Genomic DNA, 17,259 nt, shown 5'->3' on the forward strand with positions numbered 1-17,259 from the left:
TTAATTTTATTTATCTTTGCACTCCTGTTTGCGGGTTAATACATTATTTTAAAACAGAATATATGGCTAAGCAAGCCTCGATAGAACAAGACGGTATTATAAAAGAAGCGCTTTCTAACGCGATGTTTCGCGTTGAATTAGAGAATGGTCACGAGATCGTTGCTCATATTTCTGGAAAGATGCGTATGCATTATATCAAAATATTACCTGGAGATAAAGTAAAACTTGAAATGTCTCCGTATGATTTAACTAAAGGAAGAATAACATACCGCTATAAGTAAGTTGTAGGTTTCTTCAAAAAATAGCTTTAAAAAATATAACGTAATGAAAGTTAGAGCATCTATAAAAAAACGTAGCACGGATTGTAAGATCATCCGTCGTAAAGGAAAAGTTTTTGTAATCAACAAAAAGAACCCGAAGTATAAACAACGTCAGGGTTAATTTTAACATAATCGCTTAAAGTATTATATGGCAAGGATATCAGGTATAGATTTACCTAAAAACAAAAGAGGTGTTATCGGCCTAACCTATATTTTCGGTATTGGTCGGACAACTGCTGCTTTTATCTTGGAAAAAGCAGGTATAAGTCCAGATGTAAAGGTCTCAGAATGGAACGATGATCAATTAACAGCTATTCGTACTATCATCAATGATGAAGTTAAGGTAGAGGGTGCACTTCGTTCAGAAGTTCAGTTGAACATTAAACGTTTAATGGATATTGGTTGTTACCGTGGCCTACGTCACCGTAAACATTTACCAGTTCGTGGACAACGCACTAAGAATAACTCACGTACCAGAAAAGGTAAACGTAAGACAGTTGCAAACAAGAAAAAAGCTACTAAATAATAAGTAAAAATGGCTAAAAGTAAGAAAGTTACTAAAAAACGTATCGTAGTTATCGAGCCTGTAGGACAAGCTCATATCAGCGCTACTTTTAACAACATCATCGTAACTTTGACTAACAATCAAGGTCAAACAATTTCATGGTCTTCAGCAGGTAAGATGGGCTTTAGAGGTTCTAAAAAGAATACTCCATATGCAGCTTCTCAAGCAGCTAACGATTGTGGTAAAGTTGCTTATGACTTAGGATTGCGTAAAGTTGAGGTTTTCGTAAAAGGTCCGGGTGCTGGACGTGAATCAGCAATCCGTTCATTGCAATCAATTGGTATCGACGTAACAACGATTAAGGATATTACTCCACTTCCTCACAACGGTTGTCGTCCTCCAAAACGCAGAAGAGTTTAATCATTAATTGTTTAAGATAAGATTCGTCAGCTATAGGCTGATCGATACTTCAAACAGAAAATAAAATGGCAAGATATACAGGACCTAAGTCCAAAATAGCTCGTAAATTTAAAGAGCCAATTTTCGGCCCAGACAAGGCATTAGAAAAGAAGAATTATCCTCCAGGTCAACACGGACCTTCTAAAAGAAGAGGTAAACAATCTGAATATGCAATTCAGTTGTTAGAGAAACAAAAAGCTAAATATACTTATGGTGTATTGGAGCGTCAGTTCTCAAATTTATTTGTAAAGGCAGCTTCTAAACAAGGTGTTACAGGTGAAAACTTCTTAAAATTATTAGAAGCTCGCTTGGATAATGTTGTTTATCGTTTAGGTATTGCTCCTACTCGTTCAGCTGCTCGTCAATTAGTTTCGCACAAGCACATTACTGTTAACGGTCAAGTTGTTAACATTCCATCATATAGTGTACGTCCAGGTGATGTGATCGCTGTACGTGAGCGTTCTCAAACACTTGAAACTATCTCTACTTCGGTAGCTGGTAGACAAATCAACAAATACGGTTGGTTAGAATGGGATGCGAAAGCACTTCAAGGTACTTTTGTTACTTTCCCTGAAAGAGCTGACATTCCAGAGAATATTAAAGAAAACTTAATCGTAGAGTTGTACTCTAAATAATAATTGATAACAACATGTGTCTGCTTAATGCAGATCCATGTTGTTATTTTTCTCATATATAGTAAATAAACTTAAAAGAACATAAATGGCAATTTTAGCATTTCAAAGACCGGATAAAGTTATCATGCAAAAATCTACTGATTTTGATGGTACCTTTGAATTTCGTCCATTAGAGCCAGGTTTTGGAGTTACTATTGGTAATGCTTTACGCCGTATTTTATTGTCCTCTTTAGAAGGATATGCAATTACGTCGGTAAGATTTTCAGACGTTTCGCACGAATTCTCTACGATAAAAGGCGTGGTAGAAGACGTAACTGAAATCATCCTGAACTTAAAACAAGTACGTTTTCAGAAATCAGGTGATCAGGGTGAGAACGAGAAAATCTTTGTTATTATCAATGGACAAGATCAATTTACCGCTGGTGATATTACGAAGTTCTCCAATAATTTTACAGTTCTAAATCCTGATTTGGTTATTTGTAATATGGATAGTTCAATTACCATTGAGGTAGAACTTTCTGTTTCCAAAGGTCGTGGGTATGTAAATGCAGAGGAAAATAAAGTGGTTGATGGTCCAGTCGGAACTATTGCGATTGACTCTATCTACACTCCGATCAAGAATGTGAAATATTCCATTGAAAATTATCGTGTAGAACAAAAAACTGACTATGAGAAATTATTGTTAGATATTTCTACTGATGGATCAATTCATCCTGAAGATGCACTTAAAGAGGCTGCTAAAATTCTTATTCAGCACTTTATGTTGTTCTCTGATGAAAATATGTTATTGGAGTCACAAACTAAAGAAGAGACTAAGGTAGTTGACGAAGAAATTTTACATATGCGTAAAATTTTGAAAACTGAATTAGTTGATTTGGATCTTTCAGTTCGTGCATTAAACTGCTTAAAAGCAGCTGATATACGCACATTAGCTGAATTGGTAACTTATGACGTAGCAGATATGTTGAAGTTCCGTAACTTCGGTAAAAAATCTTTAAGTGAAATTCAAGAATTAGTAAAATCCAAAGGTTTATCTTTTGGTATGAATTTGTCTAAATATAAACTAGACGAAGAATAGTAAATATATAATAAGCGACCTGCTGCGTAATTCCTCTTTATTGTAGAGTTAACTAATATGTCAGTTTGCTCCTTTACAAAGAACGGTACGCACAAAATTAAAAAAAATGAGACACGGAAAAAAAGTAAATCACTTAGGCCGCACTGACAGTCACCGTAAGGCGATGTTAGCTAATATGGCGACGTCATTGATTAAACACAAACGTATTACAACAACTTTAGCAAAAGCAAAAGCGTTACGTATTTACGTTGAACCATTGATCACAAAATCTAAAAACGATACGACTCACTCTCGTCGTACTGTTTTCTCTTATTTGAAAGACAAAGACGCTGTTACAATTTTGTTTCGCGAAATTTCTGAAAAAGTAGCTACTCGTCCAGGTGGTTATACTCGTATTATCAAATTAGAAAACCGTTTAGGTGATAATGCAGAGATGGCTTTTATTGAATTGGTAGATTACAATGAAGTTTACGGTAAAACTGTTAAAACTGAGAAAAAAGCTACTCGTCGTCGCGGCGCTTCTAAGAAGAAAGAAGAAACAACTGAGGTTAAGGCTACGGAAGCAACTGTTGCAGCTGATGACTTAACTATTGTTGAAGGAATTGGCCCTAAAATCGCTGAATTATTAGTAACTGCTGGTATCACTACTTACGCGGAATTAGCTAAAACTGATGCTGAGAAAGTAAATGAAATTTTAGCAGCTGCTGGTTCTAATTTTAATACCGCAGATCCTTCAACTTGGGCTGAACAAGCTCAACTTGCAGCTGATGGTAAATTTGATGAGTTGGAAAAACTTAAAGGAGAATTAGACGGTGGTAAAAAAGTAGATGAATAATCTACTTTTGGTTATCAAAACAGAAAAGTCCTCTTTTTAAGAGGACTTTTCTGTTTTATATCCTTTTGTTGTTTTCTAAATCTTAATTATTTGTACATTTGAGCTATCTAAACTTTAGTATTAATTACTTTATATTTCATGGAATTATTTAATGTTTATCCAGTTAACCCAATTAACATTGTTAAAGCTAAAGGCTCTAATGTTTGGGATGATTCTGGGAATGAGTATTTAGATCTTTATGGGGGTCATGCTGTGATTTCTATTGGTCATACTCATCCTCATTATGTTGAAAGTATAACCAATCAATTAAACCAAATTGGTTTTTATTCTAACTCCATTCTCATCCCTATTCAAGTCCGATTGGCGAACCTTTTGGGTGAGATATCTGGTAAAACTGACTACAGTTTGTTCCTTTGTAATTCTGGTGCAGAGGCAAATGAGAATGCTTTGAAATTAGCTTCTTTTCATACTGGACGGAAAAAAGTTATTGCTTTTTCAAAATCCTTTCATGGACGGACATCGCTCGCAGTAGCAGCTACAGATAACCCATCAATTGTTGCTCCGGTAAATCAAACCGATAATGTCGTATTTCTTCCTTTTAATGATGAACAAGCCCTTGCTGATGCCTTTCATAAATTTGGACATGAAGTTGCTGCAGTTATAATTGAAGGAATTCAAGGGGTAGGTGGCATTCGTGAGGCTTCAATTCCTTTTTTAAAGTTGATTCGAACTTTATGTGACCAATATCAAGCTGTTTATATTGCTGACTCTGTCCAGTGTGGCTATGGACGTACTGGTTCTTTCTTTTCACACGATTATGCAGGTGTGCAGGCTGACATTTATTCGATGGCTAAGGGTATGGGAAATGGTTTTCCGATAGGAGGAATAGTTATATCACCAAAATTTAGTGCATCATTCGGATTGTTAGGTACAACTTTTGGTGGAAACCATTTAGCTTGTGCGGCTTCAGTCGCTGTATTGGATATTATTAAACAGGATCAATTACTTGCAAACGCGGCCTCGGTAGGAACTTATCTAATCGATGAGCTAAGGAAATTTGATAAGGTTATAGAGGTTCGTGGAAGAGGTTTAATGATTGGCATTGAATTACCCAATGAATTAAATCATATTAAGAAAGACTTGTTATTAAAGAATCGTATTTTCACTGGTGAGGCGAAACCGAATGTGATTCGTTTATTGCCAGCACTTAATCTTAGCAAAGATTTGGCGGATCAATTTTTGACTGCTTTTGACGAAAGATTAAAAGCTTAATTTATAAATCGTATGAAAAAATTCTTTTCCGTAAAGGATGTAGTTAATTTAAAAGATATTGTTAAGGAGGCCTTAAGCTTAAAGGCAAATCCTCATGCTAATGAAGATTTAGGTAAAAACAAGATGTTAGGCCTGGTGTTTTTAAATCCAAGTCTTCGAACCCGATTAAGTACACAAAAGGCAGCTTTAAATTTGGGTATGAATGTCATGGTTATGAATATGGATAAAGATGGTTGGGCCCTAGAAACTCGTGACGGTGTTGTCATGAACGGTGCGACCGTTGAACACATTCGTGAGGCCGCTGCAGTGATGGGAGAGTATTGTGACATCTTGGGCTTAAGATCTTTCCCTACTTTGAAGGATAAAGAAGCCGACTATTCAGAAGATCTGTTCAACAAATTTATTAACTATTGTGGTGTTCCCGTTATTTCATTAGAAAGTGCTACCAGACACCCTTTGCAAAGTTTAACAGATTTGATTACCATTACTGAACATAAAAATAAGGAAAAACCTAAAGTGGTTTTAGCATGGGCTCCCCATGTTAAAGCATTGCCTCAAGCGGTTCCGAATTCATTTTCAGAATGGATGTGCAAAGCCCAGCAAGAAGGTCTTGTCGAGTTTACTATTGCCCAGCCTGAAGGATTTGAATTGTCCGAAGATTTTACTCAAGGAGCAACGATTACAAATCATTTAGACGAGGCTCTTCAGGGGGCGGATTTTGTTTATGTGAAAAACTGGTCTTCTTTTAATGAATATGGTAAAGTTTATCCTGTGCAAGAGAATTGGATGTTAGATAATAGTAAATTGGAACTAACCGATAAGGCTAAGGTGTTACACTGTTTACCTGTTCGGCGTGATTTGGAGTTGTCATCCGAGATTTTGGATGGCCCTGATTCACTCGTCATCAAACAAGCGAGCAATCGTGTTTGGGGCGCTCAGGTAGTGTTAAAGAGGATGTTGGAAGAATTGAGAAGGAAATAAGAATGTCGATGTTAAATATTATTAAAATTGGTGGCAATGTCATTGATAATCCTGAGCAATTGGATGCTTTTTTAGAAAAGTTTTCTGCTTTGGCTGGCCGCAAAATTTTAGTGCATGGTGGTGGCAAAATTGCAACCCGGGTTGCCTCAGATATGGGGATTGAGGCTAAAATGATAGAGGGTAGACGGGTTACCGATAAACAAATGTTAGATGTGGTAACAATGGTTTATGCTGGTTTAACGAGTAAAAACATTGTCGCAACCCTACAGAAATATGATTGCAATGCAATTGGTCTGTGTGGGGCAGATGCGAACGTCATCAAAGCAATTAAAAGACCCGTCAAAGAAATTGATTATGGATTTGTAGGTGATATTTTGGCTGACTCTATAGATGCTTTAGCCATAAAGAAGTTGCTTGAGGCGGAATTTATTCCGGTTTTTTCAGCCATTACCCATAACGGTATCGGGCAATTATTAAACACAAATGCAGATACTATTGCTTCCTCCTTAGCGGTGGCATTATCGAATTATTACGACGTTTCTTTAATCTACTGTTTTGATAAAAATGGTGTGCTTTTGGATATTAATGACGACAATTCCGTAATAGAAACAATTCGTTCAAAAGAATTTGAATTATTAAAGAATAGTAAAACTATTCACGATGGTATGATTCCAAAATTATATAATGCGTTTGAGGCAATTTCGAAAGGGGTTCAACATGTCTATATTGGCAATGCCACTAATTTACATTTGTTCCAACAGCAGAAATTTGGCACTTGTTTAATCGCATAAACTAAATTAACCATGAACAAAATAACTATTATTGGAGGTGGTAATATTGGTCTCTCGTTGGCAAATGGTTTGGTTAAATCCGAATACTGCAGACCGAGCCAAATAACTATTACTAGAAGAAGCTTAGCTTCTTTAGATCAAGAAAAGGAACTGGGATTTCAAGTAAGTGATCAAAATGCTTCGGCAATACTGGATGCTGATTTTATTGTATTTGCTATTTTGCCTCAGCACCTTCGTAAGGTAATGGACGAAATCTTACCTGTTTTGAAACCAAATCAAACAATAATTTCAGTTGTCTCTGGGGTGTCATGTCATGATATCAAAGAAGTTCTTGGTAAAGAAATAGTGGTAATTCGTGCTATGCCAAATACAGCAATTGCTATTGGTCAATCAATGACTTGCATTGCGACTGATTTTGCTCCGGTAGATCAGTTAGATCAAGTAACTGCTATTTTTGAGGCTGTTGGTTCTGTGGTTGTAATTAACGAAGATTTGATGACCTCAGCAACTGCATTATGCGCTTGTGGAATAGCATTCTTCCTACGTAGTATCCGTGCAGCTTCTCAAGGAGGGGTAGAAATTGGTTTCCATGCACATGATGCCTTAAAGATGGCTATTCAGACAGCTAAGGGTGCTGCGGATTTATTACTTCAGATGCAAACGCATCCTGAGAGTGAAATTGACAAGGTGACCTCGCCTAAAGGATGTACTATTGCAGGGCTGAATGAAATGGAGCACAATGGTTTCAGTTCCGCTTTTATAAAGGGGATTAAGCTCTCAGCAAAAAAAGCAGGAGGTTTATATAATGATTAGTATTGAGCAGTTGATTAAGGATAGTATTGATTTACTTTGTGAATTGATTCGTATTCCATCTTATAGTCGACAGGAGGATGGAACTGCTTTACTAATTACCGATTTTTTGCACGCATGTGGGATTGATTCCATGCGGGTAGGTAATAATATAATTGCCTATAATAAATATATTAATGAGGACAAACCATTTGTATTGTTAAATTCTCACCATGATACTGTTAAACCAAACCCTGGCTATACAAAAGATCCATTTAATCCTATTCAGGAAGATGGAAAACTCTATGGTTTGGGTAGTAATGATGCTGGTGGCTGCTTGGTTTCTTTAATTGCTTGTTTTCGATATTTTTATAACCAAAAGGATATCCCGTTTAATTTATGTCTTGTTGCTTCCTGTGAGGAGGAGGTATCAGGTAAAATGGGTTTAGAAGAAGCTTATAAAAGCTTGAAAACGTGTGATTTTGCAATAGTTGGAGAACCGACCTTATTAAATCTGGCTGTTGCGGAGAAAGGATTAATGGTATTAGACTGTGAAGCTATAGGGCAATCTGGGCATGCTGCTAGGGAAGAGGGTGTAAACGCTATATATAAAGCTATTAAGGATATAACGTGGTTTAATGAATATCAATTCGAAAATCAATCGGAATTCTTAGGGCCCGTTAAAATGAGCGTGACAATGATTCAAGCAGGATCGCAACATAATGTTGTACCGGCTAGCTGTAAGTTTGTGGTGGATGTCAGAAGCACCGATATGTATTCTAATGTTCAGATTTTAGAAATTATTCAAAAACATGTCGAATCTAGTGTACAACCACGATCTACCCGTTTAAATCCTTCCTCAATAGATGTGAATCATCCAATAGTCCAATCAGGATTAGCACTTGGAGGTAGGCTATATGGTAGTCCTACAATGAGTGATCAGGCTATTTTACCTATTCCATCTATAAAAGTGGGACCAGGAGATTCTGCTCGGTCACATACAGCAGATGAATATATCTATCTGGATGAAATTGATCAAGGAGTAAGGTTTTATATAAACCTATTAAAAGGTTTATGAGTACTTTAAAATAAGTAAATGAGTGGGGTTACCACTCATTTTTTATAAAGTAATTTGCCTTTTAATGCTTTCTTCTAGAGAAATAATGGTTTCTGTACGTTGAATTCCTTTAAGACCTTGAATATCCTCATTTAAAACTTTTCGCAAATGTGTTGTGTCTTTGCATACTATTTTGGCAAACATACTGTATTGTCCAGTGCAATAGTGTAATTCAACCACCTCTTTTACCTGTCTTAGTTGTTCTACAGCATCAGAATATTGAGATCCCTTTTCTAAATAAATCCCCAAAAACGCTGTGATGTCAAAACCGACCTTTTGCGGGTTGATTATTAGCTTTGATCCATTAATAATTCCTAATTCTTCCATTTTTTTCATGCGTACATGGATGGTTCCTCCGGAAACTATTAATTTTTTGGCAATTTCAGTATAAGGAATTGATGCATCATCCATTAATATGGATAAAATCTGCACATCTAAGTTGTCTAAATCGTAATTTGAATAATTATTTTCCATAAAAATGGTATTTGTTGTCGTTTTTTGTTGTTGTTTTTTAAAAATATTAAAAAAATGATATATTATTTCTGTTTTCTATAACAAAAAGTTAGATTTGTTTAAGAAAACAAAGAAAAAAAATAAAAATTGCATTTGATTCCCTTCAAATTAACATAGGTTTATAATTGGTAAGTGTTGAAGCTCCTCGCCCGGGGAGCTTCTTCCGCGTATAATCCATTGTGAATGACACATTTTATGTTTTTTCAAAAATAGCAACAATATTCGTTAATTTAATAATCAATTGATAAATTTAGGTCATTTTTTTTATCATATTTGCATTTGAAGAATAGATTGCTAATTTTAGTTATTTTCGTACATTAGAATTATTGATATATGTGCAGTTATGGAAGAGAAGGATGTAAAGATTTCCCGTAAAAAACCAATCTATCCGGTAGGTCCGGGCCTAATTAAATACCTGAAGACCTATCAGCGTGAGGGTAAATTACCTTTGGCATATAAAGACCTACTGAACTTTCAAGAAACGGTGCCTGCGCTTGATAAATTTGGAGAGGACACCTTGTGGGAAATCCCTCTTTATCCCCCCCACATCCAAGATGTTCTATATGATCAACTTAAAATTGTTTATGCACAACTTAAAGCCTCTGGCAATATTCGGATTGTTCAACATAAAGTGATCGAAAAAATCGAATTTTGTGCATTTGGAAATACACATCCTTTTCGCATTAAAATTGTGAATCGTTTGAATGATGTGTATGACTACTTCTACATTAAACAAGCTGACGCATCTCGAATTTACGGATTGGAATTAGAAGAGATCGTTTCCCCGAATCAAGTTAATTATCTTTATGATAGAGACACTTTGGTGGAAGAACATATCGTGGGAATTCCAGGAGATGTTTTTGCTAAATATAGAATGAAAAGTCCAGATTTCAACCAAACTCGGATTGCAAAAGAATTTGTAAAGTTTAATGAGCGTTGTGTGATTTCAATGTTAGGTGATATGAGAGCGTATAATTTTGTTATGCAGATCACCCCTGATTTTGATGACTATCAATTTCGTATTCGCGCCATTGATTTTGATCAGCAGTTTTATGAGGGAAATATCAAGGTTTATATGCCTCAGTTCTTCAAAGAGAATTTTCCCTACGTCAAACTTTCCATGGAATATTTAAACGAGAAAACGGTACTTCAGTACCAGCAAGAGGAAAGGTCTTCAATAGTTCATCGGGTACGTAGTGAACGGCATCGTATTAAGGACCTAAGGGACGCCTCTAAGACACAACAACTCTCCACCCAGGAAAATATTCAAAGGTTAAGAGAAGGTTATGCCAAGTTGTACAATAATGAAGATTATTTCAAGTGTCATTCAATGACTGATATCATTGAGCTCAATGTGAAAAACGTAATTCGTCAGGTTCAGCTCTAAACAATTCGTTTTTGATTGTCTTTTGCGAAAGATTCCCATCCTGAATAACTTTTACCGGAAACCGTAAGATTTTGTTGAAAGGAGTGGCATACTGCTACAGCTAACCCATCAGTTGCATCCAAAAATTCAGGAGTTTCTTTGAAATTCAATAAGGTCTGTAACATGGAGGCAACTTGTTCTTTGCTGGCATTACCGCCTCCGGTCACTGACTGTTTAATTTTTCTCGGAGAGTATTCGAAAATCGGAAGGTCCTTATTTAAGGCAGCAGCCATAGCAACACCCTGAGCACGACCAAGTTTTAGCATTACCTGGATGTTCTTGCCATAAAAAGGTGCCTCTAGCGCAACGCAATCGGGTTTGTATTCTTCGATTAAGGCAGAGGTCTTTTTGAATATCCGTTGTAGTTTCAGCGCATGATCATCTAAATGGCCCATTTTTATAACACCCATAGTGATTAAACTGATTTTCTTATTGACTTCTTTGATAATACCATACCCCAAAACCGCCGTCCCAGGATCAATTCCTAGAATAATCCTCTCCTTTGCCTTCTCTTTTTGCATAATACAATAATACGATTTTCTAAAGATTGCATCGGAAAAACCATTATTAATTAATTTTTTGTTAAAATTGTGCTTTTACTATCGAAATTGACAAAGACACATCGGAAATATCTCAATCTGCTCATAAAAATAGGCATTGTTGTCATGGCTATGTGGTTTATTGTTGTCAAGGTTAATGATCAAAAAAATCTAAGAGAATTTGAAGCCTTGTTTTATAAAATTGATTCCTATACGATTCGTTCCGTTTTAGGTATCGTAGTAATCTTGATGTTTGTCAATTGGTTTTTGGAAGTAATCAAATGGAGATACCTTAGTCAAAGAATTGAAAAACTTGGTTTGTGGAAGGCCGTTAAATCTGTTTTCTGTGGACTCACCTGGGCCATATTTACGCCGAATAGGATAGGAGAATATGGAGGAAGGGTGATGCTATTGAAGCCCGAGAACCGAGCTTCTGGAGCCGTTGCAATGGGTGTAGGTTTGTTTGCTCAGCTCGTTTTGACCAGCGTTTTTGGTTCGTTGAGTATCGCTTGGTTTGTAACCAAATTTATAGATACTCCAGCATCGGTTAATTTTGGTATTTGGTTAATCGCAATTATCTATGCATTGGGTTTTATTGTCTTATATTTCAATGTATATTGGATAGATTATTTAGTTGGAAGGGTTAAGGTTTTAAAAAAAATAAAACCATATTTCGTTATTTTGGAGGATTTTTCAAACAAAGAGCTTGCCTATGTATTATTTCTTTCTGCAGCTCGATTTGTGATCTTTACTTCACAATATATAATACTCATGTTGATTTTTTTACCGGAATTGCCATTCGTGTCCATGGTTTTAATGATTTTCATTATGTTTTTCATTCAATCAGCAGTTCCTTCTTTAGATATTTTTGATTTTAGTGTTCGAAGTTTTGTCGCTAGTAATTTATATGCCTATATCACGACGCAAGAAATTGCAGTTATGGCCATTGTTTCTTGTGTTTGGTTTGTTAACCTTATCTTTCCGGCTATTATCGGAGCATTTTTTGTAATTAACGTAAATTATATCAGTGATTCTAAGTCTTAGTATTTTTCTGTTTATCATGACCATCGTATATGTGGTCCTGGTCCTTTATATGCAAAGAGGATGGTTTAACCTATCTCCTTCGCGTATTCAAGCAACCCAAGTGGTTAGCAGGGTAAGCATTATAATTGCTGCTAGAAATGAAGAAAATAATATAGGGAAGACTTTGGACTGTCTTGTGAGTCAGAGTTATCCTAAGGACCTTTTAGAGATCATTATTGTCGATGATCATTCTACTGATAGAACAGGTGAGGTGGTTAGCTCTTATGCGGATAAGGGAATCAAATTAATTACCTTGAACGAGGGAAGTCAATTGAATTCCTATAAAAAGTTTGCAATTAATAAGGCTATTAATGCGGCTTGGGGCGATGTGATCGTAACTACAGATGCGGACTGTATTATGGGAAAAGATTGGGTGTTGTCTGTTATTCAATTTATGGAAAGAGAGGATAAATTGATGGTTTCCTCTGCCGTGTGTTACCATAATGAGCAATCCTATTTTGAACGACTTCAAACTTTAGAGTTTTTATACTTAATCGGGTTAGGCGCGGCAGGTATAGGGCAGGGAAATCCAACAACTTGTAATGGGGCAAATCTGGCCTATCGTAAGTCTTTATTTTTCGAAATGGGTGGATTTAACGGGATCGACGACCTTGCCTCGGGTGATGATGAGTTGCTTTTACATAAGGTAGCTGAAAAATATGCAGATCGTATCGGTTTTTGTAAAACCAAACAAGCTATGGTGTACACCGATGCGAAGGAAAACCTAAAATCTTTCCTTAATCAACGTAGACGTTGGGCCTCTAAGAGTACGAAGTATAAAGATAAAAAGGTTGTGGTTTTAGGCGTCTGCATCTGGTTGTTTAATTTGGCCCTTTTATTAAATTTATGCCTTTTGTTTGCCGGTGATACAAGTGGTTCTCAGTTGATATTACTATCCCTGATGATGAAGTTTTTAGTTGAATTGGTATTTCTATACCCCATTGTGGAATTTGCTGAACGTAAGGAGTTGTTGTGGAATTTACCCGTTATCACCTTGGTGCACTCTCTTTATCTGGTTTATATAGGAATAGCAGGCAATATTGGAAAATACGATTGGAAAGGTAGAATAGTAAAATAATAAAGTTTTAGTTATTTTCTTCTATTACTTTGGCTTTAATCGCTGATTCAGCATTTTGAACAATTTCTTCAACACTTAATTCAGTCAAATTTAATGGTTCAAGAACTTCCCATGTCATATGGGTAAAAGGTCGCAATGGAAAGCTTCCCCATTGCACCATTTTATAGGAGCCATTTATTGCTATAGGGACCACTAACGCATTTGGATTTTTCTTAACGAGCGTTGCTATACCTCCGACTGAAAAGGACTTCATCTTGCCTGTTTTGGTTCGTGTTCCCTCAGGAAAAATAAAAGCCGACCAATTATGTTCCTTCATGTTGGTTGCCAATTTTAATATCTCTGAAATCGATTGTTTAGAATCTTTTCGATCAATATTTGCTGCTCCTCCGTGTTTTAAATTAAAGGAAATGCTTGGGATTCCAGCATTGATCAACTCGATCTTTGAGATGAATTTTCCATGAAACCTTCTTAGGAAATAAATTAAGGGCGGAATATCGTAGGTACTTTGATGATTGGCTACAAAAATAATTGGTCGATCAAGTGGCAGGTTTTTATTGTCAATAAATTCGGACCTATTAAATAGGATATAATTGCAGGCGACTAATACACAATTTAGTATGTCTACACTATGTTTGTGGGCTTTATATCCTCCAAGATTTAAGCATATCCATTGAATTGGATGAAAAATAATTAAGGATAAGAAAAAACTAAAATAAAATATAGGGGTCAGTATATAACCTAATAATTTTCTCATAAGATATCGAACGTTGTGCAAATATACGAAAATGTAGAATGCTCCATTCTTTTTGTTTGATTTATGATGATAAATTAAATTATAGTTTCATTATATTTATTTTTTATTTAACTTTATTAAAAAAGTTTTAATGAATATGAAGTTTCCAACGCGTTGCCCCGCATGTGATGAAGAAATGAATGTGGTCAAGATTAATTGCCCGAGCTGCCATACCGAAGTTCTGGGGGTGTTCAGCCTTCCTATACTTTTGCGATTGACGGCCTCCGAACAAGAATTTATAGTTCAATTCTTGTTAAACTCAGGGAGTTTAAAAGAAATGGCTAATAAAATGGGGAAAAGTTATCCAACTGTCCGTAATAAATTGGATGAGCTTATTGAAAAATTAAAAACGAATAACAAAATATGAAGAATATCTACATGGAAAAACAAAGTTTAATGTCGGTATGGATATTAATTATTATAGGGATATTATTTTTGCAGATAGTCTATGTGAATTATGAGAATATTGCGCATATCTATCAAAACCCTGGATTCTGGATTTTATTTTCCGTTACTGTTTTTCTGTTTTTAATTCGACTTAAAACGAAAATTGATGAGCATGGAATACATATCCATTTTATTCCTTTTGTATGGAATAAAACCATAAGATGGGATCAAATTGAAACAATTCATAGTCGTACATACACCTTGAGAGATTTTGGCGGTTGGGGATACCGTGTGAGCTCACAGGGGATTGCCTATAATGCCAAGGGTAAATATGGTTTGCAACTGATTTTGAAAAATGGAGAGAGAATTATGATAGGAACCCAAAAACCAGAGGAAATACACAGAGTTGTGATTCACTATAGACCAGAAACCGATGAGAAATAGTTCACTAAGATATCTTGAGAATCCTTATGAGAATTTTACGGATAAAATATTATTAATTTTGGGTTTGTCAGCTTGTTTGTTGTCAACTACTCTTGGCTATTTTTGGAATTTTAATACAATTGGTTACCTACATTTACAAAGCTCGGTGGATAATTCTATTTTTGAGGTTTTAGGTAATAAAAGTATCAACTTACTGTGTTTGACCTTAATTCTTTATCTTTTTGGTAAATTTGTCTATAAGAGAACCAGGCTATTGGATGTGTTTATTGTGGTTTTGGTTTCACAAATCGCGTTTCTGGTCGTAGAAATTTCATTATCCTTCCCATTTGCCCAACGGGTGATAAAATCGATAGAAGAGAGTCTCGCACATGGTGAAATTGAACTCCAATCTGTTTCAAAATTTGATCTCACATTTCTAAGCTTCACAGGAGTGATCAGTTTGTTGGCCTTGGTATACTACTTTTTCTTGCTCATTAAAGGTATTCGAATTGCGGTTAATAGCAGAAGATGGTATCATGGCTTAATAATTGTCCTATTAGTTTTCATTTTAGATGCTATGCTAGTATCTATTAAGCCATATTTTTAAATACACCTTCAATAGTTAATAGTTAGTGTGTGACTGGAAAAGGGGATTGGATAAAAAATAAGAAAACTATATGCATTGCTCTTACATTGGTATATAAACACTTTTAAATACAAAAATGAGATGTTTAGATATTGAAGTATTATTAAATATTATTTCACTAAAAGGAATCTTAGCTAAATTCCTCCTGTGTTCAGATCAAGTTATAGGCTTCTTGAGAGCTATATTTATGAATAAAAGAATTTTAATTACACTGTCTTTAATTAGTTTAGTTTGTTTGGGTTTCGGCCAATCATTTACAGGGGCATGGTCAGGCAAATTAAGAGTTCAGTCTGCGGATTTACCACTAATTTTTGAGTTTAAATACGATGGAGTTTGGGAAGGTAGCATGCAAAGCCCTATGCAATCCCCTAACAAATTTCCTTTATCATCGGTTCGTACAAATGGCGATTCTGTTTTTTTGTCATTAAAAAAGATGGGTTTACGTTTTGCTGGGAAACTTTCAGCGGACAGAAACGCTATCCTGGGAAAATTTTACCAAGGGAACCTAATTGCCGATTTAACTCTTACAAGGTTAAACGCTGAACAAGCTGGGGTGCTTAGAACTCATAAAAGACCTCAACGGGTAAGTCCCCCTTATACGTACGATACGCTGGATGTACAATTCAAAAATGTTATGGATGACCTTTCATTAAGCGGTACTATTACTAGGCCCAAACATGCAGGTAAATTTCCAGCGGTCGTGTTGATCTCTGGCAGTGGTCCTCAGGATAGAAATGAATCATTGCTAGCTCATGAACCATTTAAAGTGCTAGCTGATTACCTTACGAAAAATGGAATTGTTGTTTTGCGCTATGATGATAGGGGTGTCGGGAAATCAACAGGTGATTTTTCAAAGGCCACAACGGGTGATTTTGGGAAGGATGCATTGGCGGCTTTGGCATTTTTAAAGTCACAACCTAAAGTTGATCCTAATCGACTTGGAGTTTTAGGACATAGTGAAGGTGGTTTAATTAGTTTTATTCTTGCTGGACAACAGGCTCCGGATATCAAATTTATTGTCTCATTAGCTGGACCAAGTATTCAGATGGATTCGCTGTTGATGCTACAAAATCAGGCTGTGATGGAAAGTAACGGTAAAAAAATGACCAATGAAGAGAGGATTATGATCCGTAAGAATTTTAATATCGCCAAAGGAGATCTCCCGGCAGATCAGGCACTGAATGCAATTATGAAAAATATGAGCGCTGTTCCTGGGAGTCAAAATGTTAGTTTTGCGGATCAAATTGGTGTTTTAGTAACTCCTTGGTATCGTCATTTTTTAAAAATTGATCCAGTTCCTTTTATTCGAAAAATTAAAGTTCCTGTATTTGCCGGGTATGGTGGAAAAGATGTTCAAGTGCCGGCAAAACAAAATATAGAAAGTTTGAAGGTTAATCTCAGAATAAACAGTAAAGATAAAATCAAATTCTACCCTGATTTTAATCATCTTTTCCAAAAAGCTAAAACGGGTCAGATCCATGAATATGCTGAAATTCAAGAAACGATGAATGAAGAAGTACTTTATGATATTGCCTCTTGGATTAAAAAAATAAACTATCCGTCTATACCTTAAATGATGAGATGAGTTT

General features: G+C 35.8%; 22 protein-coding genes. 19 read left to right on the forward strand and 3 right to left on the reverse strand.

Features of this window, described 5'->3' with window-relative positions:
- Positions 1-62 precede the first annotated feature (62 nt).
- The 12 genes from infA to AC6CHH_RS06640 all read left to right on the forward strand — a co-directional run bounded on the left by infA (position 63) and on the right by AC6CHH_RS06640 (position 8,743).
- Positions 63-281, forward strand: a complete 219-nt coding sequence (gene infA / locus AC6CHH_RS06585; protein ID WP_498281007.1) for a translation initiation factor IF-1 — start codon at positions 63-65, stop codon at positions 279-281.
- A 43-nt stretch (positions 282-324) separates the two neighbouring features.
- Entirely contained in the window at positions 325-441 is a 117-nt protein-coding gene (rpmJ, locus tag AC6CHH_RS06590; RefSeq protein ID WP_498281009.1) for a 50S ribosomal protein L36, read from the forward strand.
- Between the two features lie 27 nt (positions 442-468).
- Positions 469-846 carry a 30S ribosomal protein S13 gene (gene rpsM, locus AC6CHH_RS06595; protein ID WP_498281011.1) on the forward strand — a complete coding sequence of 126 codons (378 nt, stop codon included), beginning with the start codon at positions 469-471 and terminating at the stop codon, positions 844-846.
- Positions 847-855: 9 nt separating this feature from the next.
- Positions 856-1,245 (forward strand): 30S ribosomal protein S11, encoded by a 390-nt coding sequence (gene rpsK / locus AC6CHH_RS06600; RefSeq protein WP_498281013.1) that lies wholly within the window; start codon positions 856-858, stop codon positions 1,243-1,245.
- 65 nt (positions 1,246-1,310) lie between these two features.
- Positions 1,311-1,919 carry a 30S ribosomal protein S4 gene (rpsD, locus tag AC6CHH_RS06605; protein WP_498281015.1) on the forward strand — a complete coding sequence of 203 codons (609 nt, stop codon included), beginning with the start codon at positions 1,311-1,313 and terminating at the stop codon, positions 1,917-1,919.
- Between the two features lie 85 nt (positions 1,920-2,004).
- Positions 2,005-2,997: a DNA-directed RNA polymerase subunit alpha gene (locus AC6CHH_RS06610; RefSeq protein ID WP_498281017.1), complete on the forward strand. Its 993-nt coding sequence runs from the start codon at positions 2,005-2,007 to the stop codon at positions 2,995-2,997.
- Positions 2,998-3,103: 106 nt separating this feature from the next.
- Entirely contained in the window at positions 3,104-3,832 is a 729-nt protein-coding gene (rplQ, locus tag AC6CHH_RS06615) for a 50S ribosomal protein L17 (protein WP_498281019.1), read from the forward strand.
- 138 nt (positions 3,833-3,970) lie between these two features.
- The gene (locus tag AC6CHH_RS06620; protein ID WP_498281021.1) at positions 3,971-5,104 is read left to right on the forward strand and encodes an aspartate aminotransferase family protein; all 1,134 of its coding nucleotides are present in this window, start codon (positions 3,971-3,973) and stop codon (positions 5,102-5,104) included.
- A 12-nt stretch (positions 5,105-5,116) separates the two neighbouring features.
- Positions 5,117-6,085 (forward strand): Rossmann-fold NAD(P)-binding domain-containing protein, encoded by a 969-nt coding sequence (locus AC6CHH_RS06625; protein ID WP_498281023.1) that lies wholly within the window; start codon positions 5,117-5,119, stop codon positions 6,083-6,085.
- A gap of 2 nt (positions 6,086-6,087) precedes the next feature.
- Positions 6,088-6,876 carry an acetylglutamate kinase gene (argB, locus tag AC6CHH_RS06630; RefSeq protein WP_498281025.1) on the forward strand — a complete coding sequence of 263 codons (789 nt, stop codon included), beginning with the start codon at positions 6,088-6,090 and terminating at the stop codon, positions 6,874-6,876.
- A 12-nt stretch (positions 6,877-6,888) separates the two neighbouring features.
- Positions 6,889-7,689 (forward strand): pyrroline-5-carboxylate reductase, encoded by an 801-nt coding sequence (gene proC, locus AC6CHH_RS06635; protein ID WP_498281027.1) that lies wholly within the window; start codon positions 6,889-6,891, stop codon positions 7,687-7,689.
- Positions 7,682-8,743 carry a M20 family metallo-hydrolase gene (locus AC6CHH_RS06640; protein ID WP_498281029.1) on the forward strand — a complete coding sequence of 354 codons (1,062 nt, stop codon included), beginning with the start codon at positions 7,682-7,684 and terminating at the stop codon, positions 8,741-8,743. The genes proC and AC6CHH_RS06640 overlap by 8 nt, the downstream gene beginning before the upstream one ends.
- A gap of 42 nt (positions 8,744-8,785) precedes the next feature.
- Here AC6CHH_RS06640 and AC6CHH_RS06645 read toward each other — a convergent pair whose 3' ends face one another.
- A complete protein-coding gene (locus AC6CHH_RS06645; RefSeq protein ID WP_498281031.1) occupies positions 8,786-9,256 on the reverse strand; it encodes an Lrp/AsnC ligand binding domain-containing protein in 471 nt (156 codons plus the stop codon).
- Positions 9,257-9,638: 382 nt separating this feature from the next.
- Between AC6CHH_RS06645 and AC6CHH_RS06650 the strand changes: the two genes are divergently transcribed.
- Positions 9,639-10,682, forward strand: a complete 1,044-nt coding sequence (locus AC6CHH_RS06650) for a hypothetical protein (protein WP_498281033.1) — start codon at positions 9,639-9,641, stop codon at positions 10,680-10,682.
- Here AC6CHH_RS06650 and ruvC read toward each other — a convergent pair.
- Positions 10,679-11,242, reverse strand: a complete 564-nt coding sequence (ruvC, locus tag AC6CHH_RS06655) for a crossover junction endodeoxyribonuclease RuvC (protein ID WP_498281035.1) — start codon at positions 11,240-11,242, stop codon at positions 10,679-10,681. The two genes, AC6CHH_RS06650 and ruvC, sit on opposite strands and share 4 nt — an antisense overlap.
- An 87-nt stretch (positions 11,243-11,329) precedes the next feature.
- Here ruvC and AC6CHH_RS06660 point away from each other — a divergent pair, with 87 nt between their 5' ends.
- Positions 11,330-12,304 (forward strand): lysylphosphatidylglycerol synthase domain-containing protein, encoded by a 975-nt coding sequence (locus AC6CHH_RS06660; RefSeq protein WP_498281037.1) that lies wholly within the window; start codon positions 11,330-11,332, stop codon positions 12,302-12,304.
- 16 nt (positions 12,305-12,320) lie between these two features.
- Entirely contained in the window at positions 12,321-13,421 is a 1,101-nt protein-coding gene (locus tag AC6CHH_RS06665; protein ID WP_498281039.1) for a glycosyltransferase family 2 protein, read from the forward strand.
- A gap of 7 nt (positions 13,422-13,428) precedes the next feature.
- Here AC6CHH_RS06665 and AC6CHH_RS06670 read toward each other — a convergent pair whose 3' ends face one another.
- Positions 13,429-14,175, reverse strand: coding sequence for a lysophospholipid acyltransferase family protein (locus AC6CHH_RS06670; RefSeq protein ID WP_498281041.1), 747 nt, complete (start codon positions 14,173-14,175; stop codon positions 13,429-13,431).
- 130 nt (positions 14,176-14,305) lie between these two features.
- Here AC6CHH_RS06670 and AC6CHH_RS06675 point away from each other — a divergent pair, with 130 nt between their 5' ends.
- The 4 genes from AC6CHH_RS06675 (at position 14,306) to AC6CHH_RS06690 (ending at position 17,243) form a co-directional block, all read left to right on the forward strand.
- A complete protein-coding gene (locus AC6CHH_RS06675; protein ID WP_498281043.1) occupies positions 14,306-14,581 on the forward strand; it encodes a DUF2089 family protein in 276 nt (91 codons plus the stop codon).
- Positions 14,578-15,045 (forward strand): DUF6141 family protein, encoded by a 468-nt coding sequence (locus tag AC6CHH_RS06680; protein WP_498281045.1) that lies wholly within the window; start codon positions 14,578-14,580, stop codon positions 15,043-15,045. The genes AC6CHH_RS06675 and AC6CHH_RS06680 overlap by 4 nt, the downstream gene beginning before the upstream one ends.
- Positions 15,035-15,631, forward strand: coding sequence for a hypothetical protein (locus AC6CHH_RS06685; RefSeq protein WP_498281047.1), 597 nt, complete (start codon positions 15,035-15,037; stop codon positions 15,629-15,631). The genes AC6CHH_RS06680 and AC6CHH_RS06685 overlap by 11 nt, the downstream gene beginning before the upstream one ends.
- A 226-nt stretch (positions 15,632-15,857) precedes the next feature.
- A complete protein-coding gene (locus AC6CHH_RS06690; protein ID WP_498281049.1) occupies positions 15,858-17,243 on the forward strand; it encodes an alpha/beta hydrolase family protein in 1,386 nt (461 codons plus the stop codon).
- Positions 17,244-17,259: the final 16 nt, after the last annotated feature.

The organism is Sphingobacterium sp. GQ94 (genome assembly GCF_059758715.1).